This is a genomic window from Vibrio sp. Vb1127 (genome assembly GCF_033338735.1).
Lineage (GTDB): Bacteria > Pseudomonadota > Gammaproteobacteria > Enterobacterales > Vibrionaceae > Vibrio > Vibrio alginolyticus.
In genome coordinates, this window is sequence record NZ_JAWOTF010000005.1 from 231,484 (window position 1) to 250,002 (window position 18,519).

20 protein-coding genes are annotated in these 18,519 nt (G+C 44.2%); 10 read left to right on the forward strand and 10 right to left on the reverse strand.

Going from position 1 to position 18,519, the window contains the following annotated elements; all coding sequences use genetic code 11:
* Positions 1-95: 95 nt before the first annotated feature.
* From R7H07_RS10080 to R7H07_RS10095, 4 genes are all read right to left on the reverse strand, one after another.
* Positions 96-1,193, reverse strand: a complete 1,098-nt coding sequence (locus R7H07_RS10080) for an ABC transporter permease (RefSeq protein WP_017635233.1) — start codon at positions 1,191-1,193, stop codon at positions 96-98.
* Positions 1,193-2,119 carry an ABC transporter ATP-binding protein gene (locus tag R7H07_RS10085; protein WP_017635232.1) on the reverse strand — a complete coding sequence of 309 codons (927 nt, stop codon included), beginning with the start codon at positions 2,117-2,119 and terminating at the stop codon, positions 1,193-1,195. Before R7H07_RS10085 ends, R7H07_RS10080 begins: the two co-directional genes overlap by 1 nt.
* Before the next feature lie 4 nt (positions 2,120-2,123).
* Positions 2,124-3,074: an HlyD family secretion protein gene (locus R7H07_RS10090; protein ID WP_373920868.1), complete on the reverse strand. Its 951-nt coding sequence runs from the start codon at positions 3,072-3,074 to the stop codon at positions 2,124-2,126.
* 207 nt (positions 3,075-3,281) lie between these two features.
* Positions 3,282-4,073, reverse strand: a complete 792-nt coding sequence (locus R7H07_RS10095) for a PhzF family phenazine biosynthesis protein (protein ID WP_206958957.1) — start codon at positions 4,071-4,073, stop codon at positions 3,282-3,284.
* 187 nt (positions 4,074-4,260) lie between these two features.
* On the opposite strand from R7H07_RS10095, the gene R7H07_RS10100 reads away from it, so the two are divergent.
* Both R7H07_RS10100 and R7H07_RS10105 read left to right on the forward strand, forming a co-directional pair.
* Complete coding sequence (locus R7H07_RS10100) at positions 4,261-4,794, forward strand: YbhB/YbcL family Raf kinase inhibitor-like protein (RefSeq protein WP_053307853.1); 534 nt, start codon at positions 4,261-4,263, stop codon at positions 4,792-4,794.
* Between the two features lie 19 nt (positions 4,795-4,813).
* Positions 4,814-5,593, forward strand: coding sequence for a helix-turn-helix transcriptional regulator (locus tag R7H07_RS10105; RefSeq protein WP_206958956.1), 780 nt, complete (start codon positions 4,814-4,816; stop codon positions 5,591-5,593).
* A 36-nt stretch (positions 5,594-5,629) separates the two neighbouring features.
* Here R7H07_RS10105 and arsB read toward each other — a convergent pair whose 3' ends face one another.
* A complete protein-coding gene (arsB, locus tag R7H07_RS10110; protein WP_005385145.1) occupies positions 5,630-6,685 on the reverse strand; it encodes an ACR3 family arsenite efflux transporter in 1,056 nt (351 codons plus the stop codon).
* An 85-nt stretch (positions 6,686-6,770) separates the two neighbouring features.
* Positions 6,771-7,112: an ArsR/SmtB family transcription factor gene (locus tag R7H07_RS10115; protein WP_009706198.1), complete on the reverse strand. Its 342-nt coding sequence runs from the start codon at positions 7,110-7,112 to the stop codon at positions 6,771-6,773.
* Positions 7,113-7,382: 270 nt separating this feature from the next.
* Here R7H07_RS10115 and R7H07_RS10120 point away from each other — a divergent pair, with 270 nt between their 5' ends.
* Both R7H07_RS10120 and R7H07_RS10125 read left to right on the forward strand, forming a co-directional pair.
* Positions 7,383-7,967, forward strand: coding sequence for an NAD(P)H-dependent oxidoreductase (locus R7H07_RS10120; protein ID WP_005375454.1), 585 nt, complete (start codon positions 7,383-7,385; stop codon positions 7,965-7,967).
* Positions 7,968-8,134: 167 nt separating this feature from the next.
* Entirely contained in the window at positions 8,135-8,500 is a 366-nt protein-coding gene (locus R7H07_RS10125; RefSeq protein ID WP_017821620.1) for a winged helix-turn-helix transcriptional regulator, read from the forward strand.
* A 188-nt stretch (positions 8,501-8,688) separates the two neighbouring features.
* Here the strand turns inward: R7H07_RS10125 and R7H07_RS10130 are convergent, their stop codons facing one another.
* Both R7H07_RS10130 and R7H07_RS10135 read right to left on the reverse strand, forming a co-directional pair.
* Positions 8,689-9,378 carry a hypothetical protein gene (locus tag R7H07_RS10130; protein WP_206958955.1) on the reverse strand — a complete coding sequence of 230 codons (690 nt, stop codon included), beginning with the start codon at positions 9,376-9,378 and terminating at the stop codon, positions 8,689-8,691.
* 511 nt (positions 9,379-9,889) lie between these two features.
* Positions 9,890-10,429, reverse strand: a complete 540-nt coding sequence (locus R7H07_RS10135) for a redoxin domain-containing protein (RefSeq protein WP_005385152.1) — start codon at positions 10,427-10,429, stop codon at positions 9,890-9,892.
* Between the two features lie 564 nt (positions 10,430-10,993).
* Between R7H07_RS10135 and R7H07_RS10140 the strand changes: the two genes are divergently transcribed.
* Positions 10,994-12,751 carry an SgrR family transcriptional regulator gene (locus R7H07_RS10140; RefSeq protein ID WP_206958954.1) on the forward strand — a complete coding sequence of 586 codons (1,758 nt, stop codon included), beginning with the start codon at positions 10,994-10,996 and terminating at the stop codon, positions 12,749-12,751.
* A 9-nt stretch (positions 12,752-12,760) separates the two neighbouring features.
* Here the strand turns inward: R7H07_RS10140 and R7H07_RS10145 are convergent, their stop codons facing one another.
* Positions 12,761-13,636: a LysR family transcriptional regulator gene (locus R7H07_RS10145; RefSeq protein ID WP_017635840.1), complete on the reverse strand. Its 876-nt coding sequence runs from the start codon at positions 13,634-13,636 to the stop codon at positions 12,761-12,763.
* A 141-nt stretch (positions 13,637-13,777) separates the two neighbouring features.
* Between R7H07_RS10145 and R7H07_RS10150 the strand changes: the two genes are divergently transcribed.
* The 3 genes from R7H07_RS10150 to R7H07_RS10160 all read left to right on the forward strand — a co-directional run bounded on the left by R7H07_RS10150 (position 13,778) and on the right by R7H07_RS10160 (position 15,678).
* On the forward strand, positions 13,778-14,746 hold the full coding sequence (locus tag R7H07_RS10150; protein ID WP_206958953.1) for an aldo/keto reductase family oxidoreductase: 969 nt from the start codon (positions 13,778-13,780) through the stop codon (positions 14,744-14,746).
* Between the two features lie 9 nt (positions 14,747-14,755).
* On the forward strand, positions 14,756-15,142 hold the full coding sequence (locus R7H07_RS10155) for a GlcG/HbpS family heme-binding protein (protein ID WP_151515418.1): 387 nt from the start codon (positions 14,756-14,758) through the stop codon (positions 15,140-15,142).
* 155 nt (positions 15,143-15,297) lie between these two features.
* Positions 15,298-15,678: a hypothetical protein gene (locus R7H07_RS10160; RefSeq protein WP_151515419.1), complete on the forward strand. Its 381-nt coding sequence runs from the start codon at positions 15,298-15,300 to the stop codon at positions 15,676-15,678.
* Positions 15,679-15,789: 111 nt separating this feature from the next.
* Here R7H07_RS10160 and R7H07_RS10165 read toward each other — a convergent pair whose 3' ends face one another.
* The gene (locus R7H07_RS10165; protein ID WP_031780945.1) at positions 15,790-16,122 is read right to left on the reverse strand and encodes a helix-turn-helix transcriptional regulator; all 333 of its coding nucleotides are present in this window, start codon (positions 16,120-16,122) and stop codon (positions 15,790-15,792) included.
* A gap of 141 nt (positions 16,123-16,263) precedes the next feature.
* Here R7H07_RS10165 and R7H07_RS10170 point away from each other — a divergent pair, with 141 nt between their 5' ends.
* Positions 16,264-16,575, forward strand: a complete 312-nt coding sequence (locus R7H07_RS10170; RefSeq protein ID WP_005375472.1) for a hypothetical protein — start codon at positions 16,264-16,266, stop codon at positions 16,573-16,575.
* 723 nt (positions 16,576-17,298) lie between these two features.
* Complete coding sequence (locus tag R7H07_RS10175; protein WP_005375474.1) at positions 17,299-18,456, forward strand: amino acid permease; 1,158 nt, start codon at positions 17,299-17,301, stop codon at positions 18,454-18,456.
* Positions 18,457-18,519 lie beyond the last annotated feature (63 nt).

The following is an 18,519-nucleotide window of genomic DNA, read 5'->3' on the forward strand; positions in this document are numbered from 1 at the left end:
TGAGCTCGATAGCACAGTGTATGAATACACAAACAAAAAATAGCCCTTCGTTGGGGCTATTTTTGTTTTTAAGGAATGAACGCAATATCGTGGGATTAGTCGAGTGATTTTTTGAAGCGAAATGAAGCGACAATAAGGCCGATAACGGTGAATCCAAGTAACCAAACTGTATCTCGCCATAGCTCCATTAGGTCTGCACCACGCAACACCACACCACGAATAATGCGCATAAAGTGAGTGGCAGGCAGGGCTTCTGAGATCCATTGTGCCGCGACGGGCATTCCTTCATAAGGGAACATAAATCCGGACAGAAGAATCGACGGCAAAAGAATAAACACCGTCATTTGCATTGCTTGAAGCTGTGTCGTCGCAATGGTGGATATCACCAGACCTAAGGTTAAACTCGCGGCGATAAACAACAGCGTGCCAAACAATATCTGACTAATGGCGCCGTTTATCGGCACACCAAATATCCAGTGCCCCAAGCCTAAAATGATAAACACCTGTATCAGACCAACAAAGATGTAGGGAATGATCTTCGCCACCATGAGTTCGATGGAGTGGATTGGCGTAGTAATCAGTAACTCTAAATTGCCGCGTTCCCGCTCACGAACAATGGCTGCACTAGTGAACAAGATCATCGTCATAGTCAGAATCACGCCCAATAAACCGGGGACAATGTTCACCGCCGAGCGCCGACTCGGGTTGTAATACAGCGCAACTTCAAAGGTTTTGGTTGGGGCAGGGCGTATCTCAAAATCAAAATCCGTTAACGGCATGGTTTGTAGCGAGAGAATCGCAGAGCTGATCATGGTGTCTGAACCATCCACAATCCACTGTCCAAGTTCTCGACCTTGCACCATACGTTGGGTTAAGTCGCTAGGCAGAATCAAAGCCGCTCGTACCAAGCCGTCTTGAATGGCTTGCTCGGCTTCTGATGCGGTAGCGAAGGTTTCGACCACATCGACCACTTGTGTGACTTTGACGGACTCGGTAATCACGCGCCCGGCAGTACTGCCACTTTGATCGACGACGCCAACGGGAATGTTGCGAATATCGGTATTAATGGCAAAGCCGAACAGCAGGAGCTGAATCAACGGGATCATCACGACCATGCCAAAGGTAATGCGGTCACGTGAAAGCTGACGGATCTCTTTGATCATTACCGCTTTCATACGGGCAATAGATTTCATCATTGGCGACCTTCTCCCGTAACACTGACAAACACATCTTCCAAGCTCGGGCGAGCAATGTTCATCTCGCAGCCCTCAAGCTCTGGAAAGGTTTGGGTTAACCATTCGATCGGTTGTTCGATGTGCTGGTGGATCAAAATGCGTAAGCGAATGCCGAGCTGTGCGGCAGAACGGACTTCTTCGCGTCGAATGACTTTCTCTTTTAGCTCGCGTAAGTTATCCGCTTTGACTTCGACGATGTTAACGCCCATTTGCGTCATGAGTTCTTCTGGCTCACCATCGGCGCGGATTTCCCCAGCTTCCATGATAGCCAGACGATGGCAACGCTCCGCTTCATCCATGTAGTGCGTTGTGACCAAAATCGTCGTACCTTGGTCAGAGAGATCAAACAACTGCTCCCAGAAATCGCGTCGGTTCTCTGGGTCAACCGCAGACGTGGGTTCATCGAGAAACAACAGTTCTGGTTTATGCATGGTGGCTGCGGCGAGAGACAAGCGTTGTTTCTGGCCGCCGCTCATTCCTCCGACGCGCTGTTTACGCAGTTGGTCGAGACCGTAGGTGGCTAGTTGTTCTTCGATGCGAGCCTTTAGGGCCTTGGTTTCCATACCAAAGATTTGTCCAATAAACTCAAGATTCTCTTGAACCGTCAGGTCATCATAGAGGGAAAACTTTTGTGTCATGTAGCCAATCTTGAGGCGCAGCAGTTCCGATTGTTTTGGGATCTCTAACCCAAGCACGTCCACGTTGCCCTCACTTGGGCTAAGCAAACCCGTCAACACACGAATGGTTGTCGATTTACCGCAGCCGTTCGGGCCAAGAAAACCATAAATACTGCCTTTGGGCACATTAAGCGTGATGTTGTTGATGGCGGTGAAGTCACCAAACTTTTTCACTACATTTTCAGCTTGAATCGCGTATTCGGTCATTGGCTTACTCCACCAAATCCACTTGCGCTGGGATACCTGAAGGCAAGGATTGTGCGGAGTCTTGTAGGTCGACTTCTGCTAGGTACATCAAACGCGAGCGTTCTTCCTCGGTAAGCGCGAAATAAGGCGTAAATGAAGGCTCAGTCGCTACCCAACGAACGGTGCCGCTATATGGTTGCTCAACGCCATCTACATGCACGTTAACCGTTTTACCCGGCACAAAGTCGACTCGGTAGTTGGCAGGAACATAAACGCGAGCGTATGGGACGCGGCTTGCTTGTATCACAGCAACAACACCATTGACAGGGACGCGTTCGCCAAGGTTAAACGGTAGGTTATCTAACAAGCCATCTCGCGTGGCAGTGATGGTGAGCTCTGCCAGTTTCTGTTCTTGCAGTGCCACATCGGCTTTTGCTGCCATGAGTGCGGCTTTCGCTTGTTCAATATCTTCAGGGCGAGAGCCAGCCGTTAGTTTGCTGAACTCTTCTTGTGAGGAGTCTAGCTCTGCACGGGCAGAATCTCTGGCTGCTAAAGCGGTGTCTTTTTCTGATTGGCTGATGAGTTTCTTGCGAACTAACTCCGCTTTACGTTGGTAGTTCTTTTGCGCTTCAATCAATTGAGCTTCCGCTCTGGCAACGCGAGCTTGCGCTGCGGCAATGTCTTCTGGTCGCTCACCATTGGTCAATTTCAAAAGATAGGCGTCAGCCTTGGCTTGTTGGGCAACGGCGTGAGCTAAAACGGCTTCTTGGTTCTTTGTATCGAGCTGAACCAGCACTTCTCCTTCGGTGACTTGGCTGCCTTCCTTAATGGGTAGGGCACGAATTATCTCGCTAGAGGTGGCAGTAAAAGTTACGCGGTCACGCTCAAGCGTACCAATGGCTTGCTGTCCATCATCTTTGGAACAGGCAGTTAAAAGAGTCAGGGCTAGGGTGCCAAGAATGATTCGCTTCATCATGCGACGCTTCCTCTAAGAAGGTGAGCTTGAACTCGTATCAAGCTATAGAAGAGTATGGGACTGCATTCAGTGTAACGTGAGTCAGTTTTGTCCGGCTAGGAAGTTAATTCCTTCAATATTCATCAATTGATTAATTATTGAAGCTGGCTTGATCCTGCGGAAGCCGTGCTTTACTTGGCTCTTTTAAGTTGATTACATGAATATCATTTAAACAAAAATCTTGCCTTTCATGTAGAGCACGCCGTCGCCAGATACTCTTACTTGTTCGCCAGTAACTTCACAGTGCAAAATGCCTCCGCGCTGAGAAGCTTGGTAAGCGACCAGTGATGTTTTGCCTAACGCTTCTGCCCAGAACGGTGCTAACCCAGCGTGAATCGAGCCAGTTACGGGGTCTTCGTCACCACCATTTGCAGGCCAAAAGTAACGAGATACAAAGTCTTGTTGATCGCCTTTTGCGGTAACGACCACATCGTAAGGAGCGAGTGTCTTGAGGTGCTCTGAACGGTATTGAACCTCAAGTACCTCCTGCTGGTTGCCGACCACCACGAAATACGCTTGAGGGCTAAGCAGTACGCGTTCCACATCGCAACTTAGGCCTTCAATCAATGCCGAGGGAATATCAGAAACGGCTTTTGGAGGACGAGCAGGGAACGTCATCTCGATCTTACCTTGCGCATTCTTCTCTACGGTGAGGGGCCCTACTTCCAGAGTATGAAATTCAATCGTGCCATTAATGCCAAACTCATCAAACAGAACTAACGAAGAGGCCAGTGTTGCGTGTCCACAGAAATCGATTTCAGTAATCGGAGAGAACCAACGAATCTCATATTGGTTTGCGCCAATGGACTTTAGGAAAGCCGTCTCTGATAAGTTGTTTTCTGTCGCGATATTTTGCATCAATTCTGGGGCTAGCCATTCCTCTAACGGTATCACCGCTGCTGAGTTGCCTTTGAATTGCGTATCGGTGAAGGCGTCCACCACGTAGATATCCAATTCCATTTTCCTTCCTTGTTCCGTGAGCGATTAATTAGCATAAACCAAGTGCAATTAAGAGAGTAAGAAATTTGTGTTAGAATCTTAAAGTGTCAAAATTATAGATTATTTTGTGTTTTTTGATACTTACTAACAAGGATTCGGACTGCTGGGTACTTACACTAGTGTTGAATTCATTGAAAGGAAGAAAAACATGAAAGCGATCTACAAATCAGTTTTGGCATTGAGTGTTTTTGCGGTCGGTTCTGCCCATGCATTTGAACTCGTGAGTAGAGATATTCAAGAAGGCCACCCGATGGCGAAGACATTTGAATACTCTGGTTGGGGATGTGATGGCGGGAATCAATCACCACAATTGATGTGGAAAGAAGCTCCAAAGGGCACAAAAAGTTTTGCGATCACCGTGTATGACCCCGATGCGCCAACAGGCAGTGGTTTTTGGCATTGGATAGCGTTTAATATTCCATCCACCGTTAGCGAGCTGCCTCGAGGCATTGATATGAACAAGTTAGGCGGCAAAGAATCTCGTATTGACTACGGCACAACGGGGTTCGGCGGCGCGTGTCCTCCAAAGAATGATGGGATGCATCGTTACCAGTTTACGGTGTGGTCATTGCCAACTGAAGAACTGAATTTGGATGAAAACACGCCTCCAGCCATTGTAGGGTTTACTTTGAATAGTGTTGCTTTGGGTAAAGCGACATTAACCACGACTTACACGCGATAATTGAATATAAGGGGAGAGAATGGGTCACCAATATCAGGTTACGCTGTTTCGTGCGGAGCAGCAGCAGAAGCTTCGTAATGTCAGGATTCACTCCCCAAGCCTTATTCAGATTGTTAAGGGGAGTAAACATCTTTTCTGGAAAGATGAAGTACTCGACATCCATGATCCAAATATCATGCTTTGTGAAGCAAATGCATCCCTAAATTTTGAAAATCTTCCTCTACAAGGGCGATTTCTTTCTCGAATGTTCAGTTTTCACTGTGTGCCTAGCGATGAAATGTTGGAGCTAAGCATGAGCAACGCATTAGGAAACTATGTACCCGTTGTTGAGATAGATAAAGCATTGCAAGCGACGTTAAATGCTTTGTTTTCGTTTGAGCGGGAAAGCTTAAGTGAAGCGACACAACGCTATTGGATTATGGGCCTATATCAGCAGCTAGCTGAGAGAGGGTTATTGCATCGGTTGTTCTCGAGTTTACATATCTCTTTTAGTCAGAAACTTAGTCGTTACTTATCGCGCTCTCCAGGGGAGGAGCATCCATTAGACATGGTCGCGGGGCACTTTGCTATGAGCCGAGCAACATTGATACGCAAACTGAAACAAGAAGGTACCCAGTATCGTGAAGTATTGGCAGAAGTGCGCTTAAATCACGCACTTTACTTGATGCAAAATGGCTCGTATAACGTTGCTATGCTCGCACAGTTGTGTGGTTATCAGTCAGAGGGGCGTTTTAGCCAACGCTTTAAAAGTAAGTTCGGCCTAACGCCCAGCGAGTATATTAAAACGGTAGTGAGTTAATGTTTTACCGCTTTTGTATTTTTTGTGCTTTTTAGGTTAGCCATAATATTTGGCTTTCATTCGCAATGCTACATTCACCAAAGCAATCAATACAGGCACTTCGATCAGTGGACCAATGACACCAGCAAAAGCTTGGTCTGAGTTTAGGCCAAACACCGCGATAGAAACCGCAATTGCCAATTCAAAGTTGTTGCCCGTTGCCGTGAAGGCAATCGACGCATTTTTGTCGTAGTCGATGCCCATTTTCTTACCAACGAAGAAGCTGACAAAGAACATCAACACGAAGTAGATAGCCAGTGGAATTGCTACACGGAATACATCCATTGGCAGTTCAAGAATCATTTCACCTTTCAAGCTGAACATCAGTACGATGGTTGCAAGTAGGGCGATAAGCGTAATTGGTGAAATGCGTGGGATGAACACGTCGTTGTACCATTGTTCACCTTTCGCAGCGACCAGCCATTTGCGGCTTAGGAAGCCCGCTAGGAATGGGATACCAAGGTAAATCAGAACGCTTTCCGCGATGTCCATCATCGAGATATCAACCACGAAACCTTCGTAACCAAAGACTGGTGGCAACACAGTGATGAATAGCCATGCCATCACACTGTAAGTCACGATTTGGAAAGCGCTGTTTAGTGCAACTAGGGCTGCGCCGTATTCTTTGTTACCGCCACCGATATCGTTCCATACCAATACCATCGCAATACAACGAGCAAGACCGATCAAAATGATACCAACCATGTAACCCGGATGATCACCTAGGAAAGTCAATGCAAGGATGAACATCAAAATAGGGCCGACAATCCAGTTCATGACCAAAGACAGCGTGATCGCTTTTTTATCTTTCGTCACTGTACCTAGCAGGTTGTAGTTCACCTTTGCGAGTGGCGGGTACATCATCAAAATCAAACCAATCGCTAGCGGTACGTTTGTGCTACCAACTGACATTGACTCGTTCCACTCAGCAACTTGAGGGAATGCTGCGCCAATACCTACACCGATTGCCATTGCAACAAAAATCCACACCGTTAGGTAACGGTCCAAGAAGCTCATTTTGTCGCTGGCACTATTTAAAACTTGAGTAGTCATAGTGTTCTCTTATTCGTTTATCGTCGAAAGGCGATAGTTAAAGGTATAGTTTATCTCTGCACGCCTGACCAGCGTGCAAAGGGAATTAATCAAATAACTTGGAAAATCCTAGATTGAACTGATCAAACGCGTCGCGTTGAATGCGGTAACACACCTTAGGTGGGTTTGGCTCGGCGCTGATAAAGCCAGCTTGCTTTAGAATACGCAAGTGCTCGGAAACAGTAGATTGCGCAAGACCCAGTTCAGAAACCAAATCACTGTTCAAACAACCACCCATGGTATCGAGCGTGTGCAAGATATGCAGAATGCGCAAACGTGCTGGATGCGACAAAGCTTTTGCTTGTGCTGCTAGAGTTTGTTCTTTCTCGAGCTGTTGTTGCGTTGTCTGAAAAACAACTTCGCACGTGTCGTTGCACTTATCACTCATTCGCTGGCCTTAATAGTTAATCGTCGAATTGCGATAAAGTGTACGCCTGCTCTGTGGAAGATGCAACAAATCGATGAAAAAATTAATCGGGAAATAACGATGAATAAAAAGTTGAAAAAATATCTCTTTTAAAAACAGAGATATAATCAAAAATTAAGTAGGTTACTAAAAGTTAACTAATTGCACTATATTTCTAGGTTACCATAATAAACCACATCCGACGCACAATGGTTATTGCGTCATCTTGTGAACTTATTTAAAGGTAATCCCATGAGCAACGTACTGATCATCAACGCACACGAACCATCACCATACTCAGAAGGTCGTCTAAACGCTTCTCTTGTCGACAAAGCACAGACGCTTCTGCAAGCAAAAGGCCATGAGGTTCGCGTTGTGACAATGCAAGATGAGATCAACGTAGATGAGCAACTCGCACACTTTGAATGGGCTGATCGCGTGATCATCCAAAGCCCAATCAACTGGATGTCTGTGCCTTGGTCATTCAAAAAATACATGGACGACGTGTTTACTGCGGGTATGGGCGGCGCACTGTGTGCATTCGATGGTCGTAGCGCAGAAGAACCAAAGAAAAACTATGGTACAGGCGGTACTCAAACCAACAGCAAATACATGCTGTCACTGACATTCAACGCGCCAGAAGAATCGTTTGATGATGAGAACGAATACCTATTCCAAGGTAAAGGCGTGGACGATTTGATGTTCCACATGCACGCTAACTTCCGCTTCTTTGGTATGTCAGCACTGCCTACATTCGCTTGTTACGACGTGATGAAGAATGCAGATATCGAAAACGATTTTGTTCGTTTCGAAGCGCACATTAACGAAAACTTCTAATCCTTTTAGAAACATAGTGCGAACTGAATGATGAATTGAGATGGACTGCTGCATGCGGTCCATTTTTATTTGTTTGCGGCGAGGTGACGTTTTTATTACTCTAAAGCACTAAATGTATCTAGCTTACTTTTCGTTACCTAGATTAGGTGCGTATCTTGAGGTGTATTGTGGAAAGCAGAATCAGTGTAGATAGCAAAGGTCGTAAGTCAGTGGCGAACGTATGTGCAGAGCCATGTGCTATCGAGAAAGGGATGCGTCTAATTGGTGGTAAATGGAAAGGCTCTTTGATTTTTCATTTGAAAGACGGCCCAGTTCGCTTCAATGACTTAGCACGCATGCTAGGCGGCGCAAGCAAAAAGATGATCGACCAACGCCTTAAAGAGCTAGAAGCGGAAGGTATGGTGGTGCGTAAAGTGATCAGCGACCGCCCAATTGCCGTAAGCTATGAACTAACAGAGTTCGGCCGTACCGCACTTAAGATTCTTGATGATTTGCGAATTTGGTCTGAAAAGCATCAAATTGAGCTTCGTTAAGACCAAAGTAGTTAATCGCAAACGTTACTCTCTTTTGAAAGCTGATTAACAATACATCGCCGTTTTTACCCAAGTAACTTAGATGTGCTTCATTCAAATCGTAATTTGTTTCGTAAAACAACGTACTCTTTCGAGTCAGGCATATCGAGGCTACTTGAGCATAATCGTACTTTTTAAGTTTTTGATTTTTAGTTATTATTTATCATACTTAGTAAGTTGTAGAATAAATCACTCACTTCAGTTGAATTTAAAAAAGCACTATTTAATTCCAGTTTCTTTTCAAAATCGGAATATTTATCGAAATCCTCTTTCTCAACTAAACCTATTGGTGAGTTTTCGTTAACGTGGCTTTCATATTTTTTGATGGTATATAATTTAGATTTTTCGTCAAAATATTGAATTATCTTAATGTTAACGTCAGGTCTCTCCGTATTATACGTGATCGTAATTTTTTCATAATCTTTATTAATCGGAGTCGTAAGCCCTGTAGGGTAGATGATTTTAAACCCATTAATGTCATTCTTCTTCGTGCTTTTATAATGTTTTGAGTATGAAAAGTTTTCAATTGCACTTTTAGTGACGATAATTGACTCACCTTTCTTTAAACCGTATTCGGTACATTCATAATCGTCAACAACCGTAGAATTTCTTTTCTTTTCAATCAGGTAGGACATGCTTGCAGATGTCCCTCCGTGTTCCAGTTTTTGTTGGTTTACAGAACAATAGAAATGACCTTTTTCCACCGTCATTGCGTTGATTTGTTCCGGATTTGAAATGGTGGGATGTATATCTTTTGCTGGATCGTTGTCGCTTCCTCCTGAACCGCATCCAACTAATCCGATACAAACGGCCATATAAAGCAAAGAGATTTTATTCATACTGTATTTCTCAATTAAGATGTGTGATTGCAAATAACGATTAATTATATTTATATAAAGTGAAAATTTTTATTTTTAATTGAACGGTGTTTTATTGATAATTTAATCGTTTGCTTTTATTTTGTCTCTTACGGTATCTATGTTTTCATTTATGGTATGAATTATTAGAATTGCACAATTGTGAGTTGCAATAGGATAATAATCGCTAGCCAACTACTTGTGTAGGTACCGTTATGATTTATATATCCGTTAAGTCTAAGTTTTTAGTCTTAATTTCATGTATTTATCGTGAAAGTGACTTAGAAGTAAATACTTAACGTCGTTTGAGGGGAGCCTGGACTTCACTGATCTTGTTTTTCATCAAGGCGTTGTATAATGAACAAGGACTCTATTTCCAACTTGTTGATACATATCAGATCTCACGGATCTGATATGCATTCCAAGTTATTCTCACTAAGGCAAGAATCCTAACTTATTTAAGGATAGAAAGTTTACTTGGGTGTAGAAGATATTAGTAATCCAACGTGCCACGGATAGGGTAGTTATTGTTTGGATCGCGAATCCATGCCAATCCGCGTGATAGCGCGCCAAGCTCAGGGCGAACAAACGGGTTGTTTGAAATATCCACCACGTGTAAGTCGCCGTGTTCATTCACCACAAACAGACCTGGTTCTGCGAAATTATGATCGGTTTCCTGTTCAGATCGAGGAATAGATACATACAAGCCTAGCGTTTTCATTTGTTCTTCGGTCAGGCCGTAAGCGATAGGGAAGCTGATTTCGAGTTTCTCTAGATGCCCCTCTAGCTGTGCTTTTGAATCGCCAGAAACGGCAAGAATATCGACGCCAGCATCAGCGAAAGCCTGTTTGTAACTCTCAAGCTCGTTGAGGTACTTAGTACAAAGAGGGCAGTGTTTACCACGATAAACGAATACTGCTTGCCAAGTCGCATCACCTTGCGGCTGACCCAACGTTACGCTTGAACCATCTAGCAAAGTGGCTTGAAGATGAGGGAAGCTGTCGCCCGCTTTAAGTTTCACTGAAGTTGCCATATTGACTCCCGAATTGGTGGTGTATATCCATGAATGCCCCTTTCTCAACAAAGCGATTGGGGGATGAGACTTCAATGTAGACTCTGTTTTGCTGTGTTTCAACTAGTTAACTTTTAGTAACCTGCAATAAGGTAGTAGAGTGCAAAAGATGAAAAAGCAGAACTTAAGATACAACGAAGTGGGGGGGTAGTATCAGGAGCTAAGTTCTGCTTGAGGTTAGGCTATGACCACTGGAACATATCGTTAAGATAAACCAGAGTCATCACTTCTATTTTATTACTCGATTGAGCTAGGCGTTGCTGAAAAAAGTACGCCATCATTGGCTTCTTCATTTTTTCCTCCTTTAGCTGACGAGTAAATTATGTGTATAAAAGGGGATATAAAAAAGAGAGTGCTTTTGTTGGCTTTTTTCCTAATAACGTAAATATATGGGGCTTTAAAGCCGAATTTGGAGGTTAATTGTGGAAAAGGGGAACAGATAATTAGGAAGTTTTCTTATTTTATTACCGCCAACTTAAGTAAACTATTCCTATCCACAAACTTCACAGATCTAAGGTTGATTCAGTGTCTGATCTCAATTTGTTTCGCTATTACCAACGATTACTCTCGTTTAGCGTTGGTGATGAAACAAAAACCACGTTACAGGACATTGCCGACATCATGTTCACTTCTTCTCGGCATGCTCGTAGCCTGCTAACGCAGATGCAGCAGAAGGCGTGGTTGAGCTGGCACCCGAAAGCTGGGCGGAACCAACGATCGACTCTTATTCTGAATATGGAGTTAGACGTTTTAAAAGAGAGCTTGGCTCTTGAACGTATCAAGTTAGGCAAGTATGAAAAAGCACTGGCGATATTAGATGAAGACGAAATGGCATTTGGCCGTTTGTTAAAAACAACGTCTGGTGCTTCTGTGCAAGAAGGACAGCTCAATATTCAATTAACCTATAAGCGAATGTTTGAGCGTGTCGTTCCACATCAACTTCAGCGTAGCAGCGAACGTTTCTTATTAAGGCAAATCTATTGTTGCTTAGTTTCGAGTGATCACAATGGGAAAGTGCAACCAGAACTCGCACATCACTGGCGTTATGACGAAGACACCTACGAATGGACTTTCTACCTTCGTCCAGGTCTGACTTTTCATAATGGTAATTCCATTGATGCAGAAACAGTGGTTAGCTTGTTTGCAAAGTTGAGTTCACTACAGTATTACGAAAAAGAGTTGGCACATGTTGCTAACATTACTGCGCCAACGCCATTGAAAGTTGTTTTTAAGCTTAATCGAGCTGACTTGGGCTTTGCTGGACTTATTTCTGGAGTGAAATACGGCATTCAACCAGTAAGCCAAGTTAACGTAGCGAATAACAAGCTGGTGGTCGGAAGTGGCCCATTCTCTGTTGTCGAGCACAATGAAAGTCGTTTAAAACTGCAAGCATTTAATGGTTACTATGCATGTAGAGTTCTAACGGATTTGGTGACTATCTGGATTGTTAATGACGAGCAAATGGAGAACCCGTCATTGGCAGCAAATACGTTGCAAAGGGATGCTTCGCCCGAGGAGGATTTGTGTGGACACTATATGTCGACGCAAAACCGAGAAAACTCATCGGCGAGCAAGCGTAGTCGAATAGAAGATGGTTGCTTATTCGCCTTATTTAATCAGCACGCTAAGCACAAACTCTCTTTAGCGCAGCGCCGTTATACTAGTGAGCTAATTCAACCTGAGCACTTGGCCGAAGTGATGCGCCGCGAGAATATTGTATTTGGGAGTATACCCGCTTATAACCTGCTACCAGGTTGGAAGCCAGTGCTCCGTCCGTTTAGTGAGCCGCTTAAGTTACCTAAACACATTACGATAGCCGGATATAACTATACCGCATTGCGTCGCTGTGCGCGGGCTATTTCTAATCGTTTGGCGAGTGTTGGCAGTAAAGTAGAAATTGTTATGTATTCCTACCGTGAGCTGAACGAGAAGGCTAAGAACGGTGAGCTAAATGAGACGATGGTCGTGACGAACATAAACCTAGATGATAATCGTCATGCCTCAGCGTTCACGAACTTCTTCAGCAACGCTGTGCTATTCCACACTTTGGGAGAAAAGAACGCACAATGGTTAGATGAACGACTACAGAGAGTCAGATCTTTCGTTCCACTTGAGGACTACCTTAATGCATTGGAGCCAATTGCATCGACGTTGATCAGCGAGTATTGGATTGCACCCATGTTCCACCATACACAAACTTTGCGTTTCCAAGGTGTTTTAGAAGACGTCGCTCTTACTAACTGGGGTTGGCCAGATATTCGCTCGGTGTGGTCTGCGGATTAACTGCCTTAGTTATATAGCAAAGTGCTGCTTCACGAATTCAATGAAGGCTCTGGTTTTCGCCGATTGATAGATGAGCTGCGGATACACCAAGTACACCGCGTTGTGCTGGTGGTCGGTTTCTTCCGATAAAACCTGCACTAGACGGCCGTGCTCAACGTCTTGTTCGACAAAGTAACTTGCTAACCGAGCAATGCCATTGCCAGACAGGGCTGATTCTTTGAGTAAGCGGTTTTCATTGCTTGAAAGCCAACCTTGGGTTTGAACTGTTCCCGTTTTTAACGGCCACTCTTTTTGATGCAATGTGGTTAAGCATTGATGCTCTTGTAAATCATCTAATGTCTCCGGCGTACCTTCTTCTTGCAGATACTGAGGAGAGGCAACCAGCCAGTGGTGGTAGTCCAAAAGGTGATGCGCAATCATATTCTCTGGCGGCGTTCTTGTCGCTCGAAACGCAAAATCAACGCTGGTTTCTGTCAGATTAAACGCTTGATAGCTAGAAAGGATCTCGAACTCTACGTTTGGATGTAAAGCGCGAAACGCTACGCACAAATCATGCAGCACCGCTTCAGCAAACATCTTGGGAGCGGTAAGACGAATCAGACCGTCTATTTGTTCAGATCGCTGACTTAAACTCTTTTCCATTTCCATTACGCGGCGTTTGAGATCTTCCGCTTGTGCAAAGATCGATTCACCTTCTGCCGTCAATCTCACGCTGCGTGTGGTTCGAACAATCAAAGGCGTTGCGAGTTCCGATTCCAATCGCTTGATTTGTTCCGACAGGTAACTTTTAGAGATACCAAGTTGCTCTGCTGCTCTAGAAAAGTTGAGTGTTTGAGCCACTTCAGCAAACAGCATCAGTTTTTCGATTCTCTTATAATCTGCCATCTTTATTGCTCGCTTTAATTGTTCGGTAACGAGGATAATGAATTCGATTTTACGGTATTAAACTAATTTTTACGAACGGTAAGATGGTTCGAGTTAATTTAAGAAATTGAAGATGCAGAAATCGGAAAAGTGAGAATAACGATGAACAATCCAACACTACCGCTCGCCAAAACCTTACCTAACGTTAGCCGCTTGGTCTTCGGCTGTATGGGACTTGGAGGGGAGTGGAATCGCAACCCATTAACCGCCCAAGATGAAAACCAAGCTTATGCCGCTGTAGAGGCAGCATTAGAGGTTGGCATCAATCTCTTTGATCATGCGGATATCTACAAATTCGGTAAGGCTGAAGAAGTGTTTGGGCGCATCTTAGCCAATGACTCAACCTTACGAGAACGAATGTATCTGCAATCAAAGTGCGGCATCCGTCTAGGAGATGAGCAAGGTGTTAAGCAGTATGACTTCTCTGCCAAATGGGTGACGGCTTCTGTTGAGGGCATTCTTGAACGCCTTGGCGTGGAAAATCTTGATGTTTTGATGCTGCATCGTCCTGATCCTTTGGTTGAATTTGAAGAACTGGTCACAACGCTAAAAGCCCTGAAACAAGCTGGCAAAGTTAACCACTTCGGTGTTTCTAACATGAACAGTGCTCAAATTGACCTTCTTCAACAAGCAACGGGCGAAGTTGTTGTGGCGAACCAGTTGGAAATGAGTCTGGCTAAGTCTGACTTTATTAAGCAAGGCATGGGGCTTCCTTCGTCGGAATCTGACTACGTTGCGGGAACACTGGAACATGCCCGTAAGCATAATATCCAACTGCAAGCGTGGGGCAGTATGGCGCAAGGAAGATTCTCAGAGCGTGGTTTACATTCTGATGATCACAACACCAGACAGACGGCGGAGATGGTGATGGCGCTAGCAGCTGAATATGGCGTGTCGTCTGAGGCGATTGTTTTAGCCTTCCTAACGCGTCACCCAAACCAAATTCAGCCTGTTATTGGTACTGCAAACCCACAGCGTATTCGCGCTTGTGCTCAAGTAGAGAACGTCACGCTATCACGTAGCCATTGGTATGGCTTGTTCGAGAAAACCCTTGGTCATGAGATCCCGTAGGAGAGAAAAATGAAATACGTACAAGTTCAAACTCTGATTCAAACGGCATTGGAAATTGCTGCTGCTCGCAAGCAAAACATTGCGGTTGCCGTGGTTGATTCACATGGAGAATTGCTCGGTTTTGCCCGAATGGATGATGTGAGCGTGCAAGCAGGTTTGTTGGCACAAAACAAAGCTTACACCTCGGCTAGAGACCGTCAGCCTAGCGGCAATCTGGGTGCTTGGGCTCGTGAGACGGGTAAGCAGTTGAGTTATTGGACTGACCCGAAGATCACAGGCTTTATGGGTGGTGTGCCTATAGAACAAGAGGGGAAAATCGTCGGTGCAATTGGCATTAGCGGTTTGGCTGAGCAAGATGATGAAGCACTTGCGATGGAAGTATTAAACGCACGTTGAGTATAATGTTTATCAGTAGGTGTGATGCTTTGTCCAGCTTTGTACTCCAAGTTCACAGGCTTCGTCGAGTCACGATGCTATCTAATAGCCTGAAGTAAGCAGAAGTTGAAATCGCGAACTATGATTAATTTATTTGAAAGCTTTGAGGCCTAAATATGTTTCATAAGGTATTCGTTGCGCTATTTTTTGTTCTCCTCTCAGGCTGTGGTACGAGTGACAGCGCGTTAAAAGAGAGCGGTTATGATGAAGCTTATATCCAAGGCTTTCATGACGGTCGGCATAGTGGTATGCAAGAGGCAGGGAATGATTTTGAACACTATATTAAGGACGAAACAAGGTATCAAACCGACTCAGATTATCGACAAGGCTGGGATGCTGGTGAGGTAGAGGGTAATAAGTTACAAAAGCAGGCGACCGCGATAGGACAAGGCATGATTGATAGTTCATATGAAGAACGTGATGTATTTGATCCTGATAAAGTGGCGAAAGATGCAATAAAAGGCGTTGATACATCGGAATTAAAAAGCCTAGAGTAACGGACTGATATAAAAAATAAAACTCGTCATTTGACGAGTTTTATTTTTGTCTAAACGGTTCATGTTTCAAAGCTCAACAGGGCATTCATCGTTTGGGTATGAGTAATGTCGTTAATCACCTTTCTTGTTCTTTTGTTCAAGGACTAACGATAACAGGCGAACGAGCAGGGACTGAGCTTCCGGTGAGAGCAATCGCGCCACGGCCGTTAGGTCATTTGCTGTGACATGCTGAACATCACGTACATCTAAAGCAATATCTAGGTCAGTCAAATGAAGCGAACGCAATATGGCACGATATTGTGAGAGTTTAAGATCGGACTCTCCGCGCTCGATCCTTTGATATGTTTTTACGCTCATTCCAGCGATGTTTGCCATTTGCTCACGGGAGAGGCCATTCGATTTTCGTCTTGCGATCAGTGCTTGAATTATAGGGTCTACCTGCATGTGCTCTCCTGAAAGGACAGTTTTGACCTAAACGGAGCAAGAAGTGGACCAGTTTAACCACCACATATTTACCTGCTTTGTAATCAGTATAAAAATAACTGTCTTATAAAAACGTAAATATTTTAGTCAGTTATTAACTCAATGGAAAAGTATCAATCATACAAATCAATAGAAACGAAAGCTTCTATTCGCAAAATGCAACGCATTTTAGATCATTTATTTAGTGAAATTGATCAGCAACATCGTGAGACTAAAGAGAATGTTGTGACACTGATTCAACAGTCACAACAGCGATTGATGAACTACAAAGAGCTTTACCTTCACAAAGAATCGATAAGTGAAGTAGAGCTGCGGATGGCGCATGAAAACATGAGTGAGACTGAGAAGCAGGTCGCCGATATGGGTATTCCAGTGTTAACTTATATCATTGGCGCGCTAGATAAAGCGTATTAACACAGTCGTAAAGTCGGGCGATACAAGATTTACGCAATTTCGATCAATTGATGACATCTAAAAGAAAGGATGCAAATGCTGGGGAACCACACCCAGCATTCGGACACTCATTTACCTATATTTTCGAACCGTAAATCAGTGTTTAGAGGTATGTGAACCGAACAGTGTCGGTACGCAGCGAATAATAGCGATATTGTCCGATCTAGGCTACGTCCTTGGAATCTAACACCTTCACTTAAACTGTAAATTAATCTGTACACCCAGCCAAATTGAGCCATTGAGCACGTTCTTCCTTCTCTTTAAGCGATAAAAGACTAATTAGTGACGAAAAAAACAACACATCTTAGGTAAAAGATAAGAGTTGTTAAAATATATCGCTATAAGATTGACCTTTTGCTTTTCAATCGTCCTGCTTATGCCTTACAATCTTTTCGAACCAAATCCATTCATAACGAATGGGGTTGATGAATTAAGATGAACAATTTTGCTTCGAACCCAAAGTTGCGCACATTTCATCAACGATGACATCGCCAAAAATGACTCTCAAGTGTTCATGTGCAAATGATTAACCACCTTTTGTTGCATGTTTTCTTAGCCATACAGGGCTCTTGTAACATAGTGCTCTTGTAACCAAATTTTGACTAAGTCGGAGCGTTTTGCTGTGTGCTTTAGATAAAGCACAACTGGCGAGAAATTAACGGATTGAATTTAGAGGTATTAACCGTGAACCTAAAACTTGTCGGTAGCTCCCTGATCGTTGCAGGTACTGCTCTTGGCGCTGGTATGCTTGCTATACCAATGGTGCTTGCTCAATTTGGCCTCCTTTGGGGCACTCTTCTTATGTTGTTCATCTGGGCTGGAACGACTTATGCTGCGCTGCTCCTTCTTGAAGCCAGTTGCAAAGTAGGTGGTGGTGTGAGCATGAATGCAATTGCTCGCGAAACGCTTGGTAAAGGAGGCCAGTTGGTAACCAACAGCTTGCTTTACGCCCTGTTAGTTTGTCTATTAATGGCTTACATCATTGGTGCGGGTGATCTCGTACAAAAAGTAACAGCCTCAATTGGGCTTCCAACATCTACGATCTCAAGCCAAGTCGGTTTTACTCTTTTAGTTGGTATCATTGTTTCGGCAGGTACAGGGGTAGTAGATAAGCTGAATCGCGGTTTGTTCCTAGGCATGATCGTAGCGCTGATCCTGACACTTTTTGCGCTTGCACCAAGCGTCTCGTTTGAAGGACTTGATGAGGTTGTGAGCGACGATAAAATGGCACTTATCAAAACCAGTTCGGTGCTTTTCACCAGTTTCGGTTTTATGGTCGTGATCCCATCGCTTGTAACTTACAACAAAGAAGCGAGTAAAACACAACTGCGTAATATGATTATCGTGGGTTCAACTATTCCGCTTGTTTGTTACCTGTTATGGTTGTTAGCGGTTGTCGGCAACCTACCACCTCATGAGCTTGTTCAATACTCCAACGTAACAGAGTTGATCTCGGTACTAGGTCAGCAATACGAGGGCTTAGAGTTCATCCTATCCATGTTTACTGGTTTGGCACTGCTAACGTCGTTCTTAGGTGTTGCAATGGCGCTATACGATCAAAATGCAGACCTACTGAAAGCAAGTAAGCCAGTGATTTTTGTTACTACTTTTGTGCTACCACTATTAGGTGCTGTATTTGCGCCAGAACACTTCCTAGCTATTCTCAGCTACGCGGGGATTATTCTTGTGTTTCTCGCGGTCTTTGTCCCATTATCAATGACCATGAAAGTGCGCCGAGTGCCGGTAGAAGATGACAATATTTATGAAGCTGGTGGCGGCGCAATGGGAATGAGCATGATCTTCCTATTCGGCTGTTTCTTGCTGTTTGCCCAAGCAGTATAAAATCACGCTAACTTATTTAAAAACTGAGCCGCTCGTATTCAAACGGGCGGCTTTTTTGTATTC

Bases quoted from the DNA above. Each gene is read 5' to 3' on its own strand.
- R7H07_RS10080 (WP_017635233.1), bottom strand. From the start codon at position 1,193: ATGAAATCTATTGCCCGTATGAAAGCGGTAATGATCAAAGAGATCCGT.
- R7H07_RS10085 (WP_017635232.1), bottom strand. From the start codon at position 2,119: ATGACCGAATACGCGATTCAAGCTGAAAATGTAGTGAAAAAGTTTGGT.
- R7H07_RS10090 (WP_373920868.1), bottom strand. From the start codon at position 3,074: ATGATGAAGCGAATCATTCTTGGCACCCTAGCCCTGACTCTTTTAACT.
- R7H07_RS10095 (WP_206958957.1), bottom strand. From the start codon at position 4,073: ATGGAATTGGATATCTACGTGGTGGACGCCTTCACCGATACGCAATTC.
- R7H07_RS10100 (WP_053307853.1), top strand. From the start codon at position 4,261: ATGAAAGCGATCTACAAATCAGTTTTGGCATTGAGTGTTTTTGCGGTC.
- R7H07_RS10105 (WP_206958956.1), top strand. From the start codon at position 4,814: ATGGGTCACCAATATCAGGTTACGCTGTTTCGTGCGGAGCAGCAGCAG.
- arsB (WP_005385145.1), bottom strand. From the start codon at position 6,685: ATGACTACTCAAGTTTTAAATAGTGCCAGCGACAAAATGAGCTTCTTG.
- R7H07_RS10115 (WP_009706198.1), bottom strand. From the start codon at position 7,112: ATGAGTGATAAGTGCAACGACACGTGCGAAGTTGTTTTTCAGACAACG.
- R7H07_RS10120 (WP_005375454.1), top strand. From the start codon at position 7,383: ATGAGCAACGTACTGATCATCAACGCACACGAACCATCACCATACTCA.
- R7H07_RS10130 (WP_206958955.1), bottom strand. From the start codon at position 9,378: ATGAATAAAATCTCTTTGCTTTATATGGCCGTTTGTATCGGATTAGTT.
- R7H07_RS10135 (WP_005385152.1), bottom strand. From the start codon at position 10,429: ATGGCAACTTCAGTGAAACTTAAAGCGGGCGACAGCTTCCCTCATCTT.
- R7H07_RS10145 (WP_017635840.1), bottom strand. From the start codon at position 13,636: ATGGCAGATTATAAGAGAATCGAAAAACTGATGCTGTTTGCTGAAGTG.
- R7H07_RS10150 (WP_206958953.1), top strand. From the start codon at position 13,778: ATGAACAATCCAACACTACCGCTCGCCAAAACCTTACCTAACGTTAGC.
- R7H07_RS10155 (WP_151515418.1), top strand. From the start codon at position 14,756: ATGAAATACGTACAAGTTCAAACTCTGATTCAAACGGCATTGGAAATT.
- R7H07_RS10160 (WP_151515419.1), top strand. From the start codon at position 15,298: ATGTTTCATAAGGTATTCGTTGCGCTATTTTTTGTTCTCCTCTCAGGC.
- R7H07_RS10165 (WP_031780945.1), bottom strand. From the start codon at position 16,122: ATGCAGGTAGACCCTATAATTCAAGCACTGATCGCAAGACGAAAATCG.
- R7H07_RS10170 (WP_005375472.1), top strand. From the start codon at position 16,264: ATGGAAAAGTATCAATCATACAAATCAATAGAAACGAAAGCTTCTATT.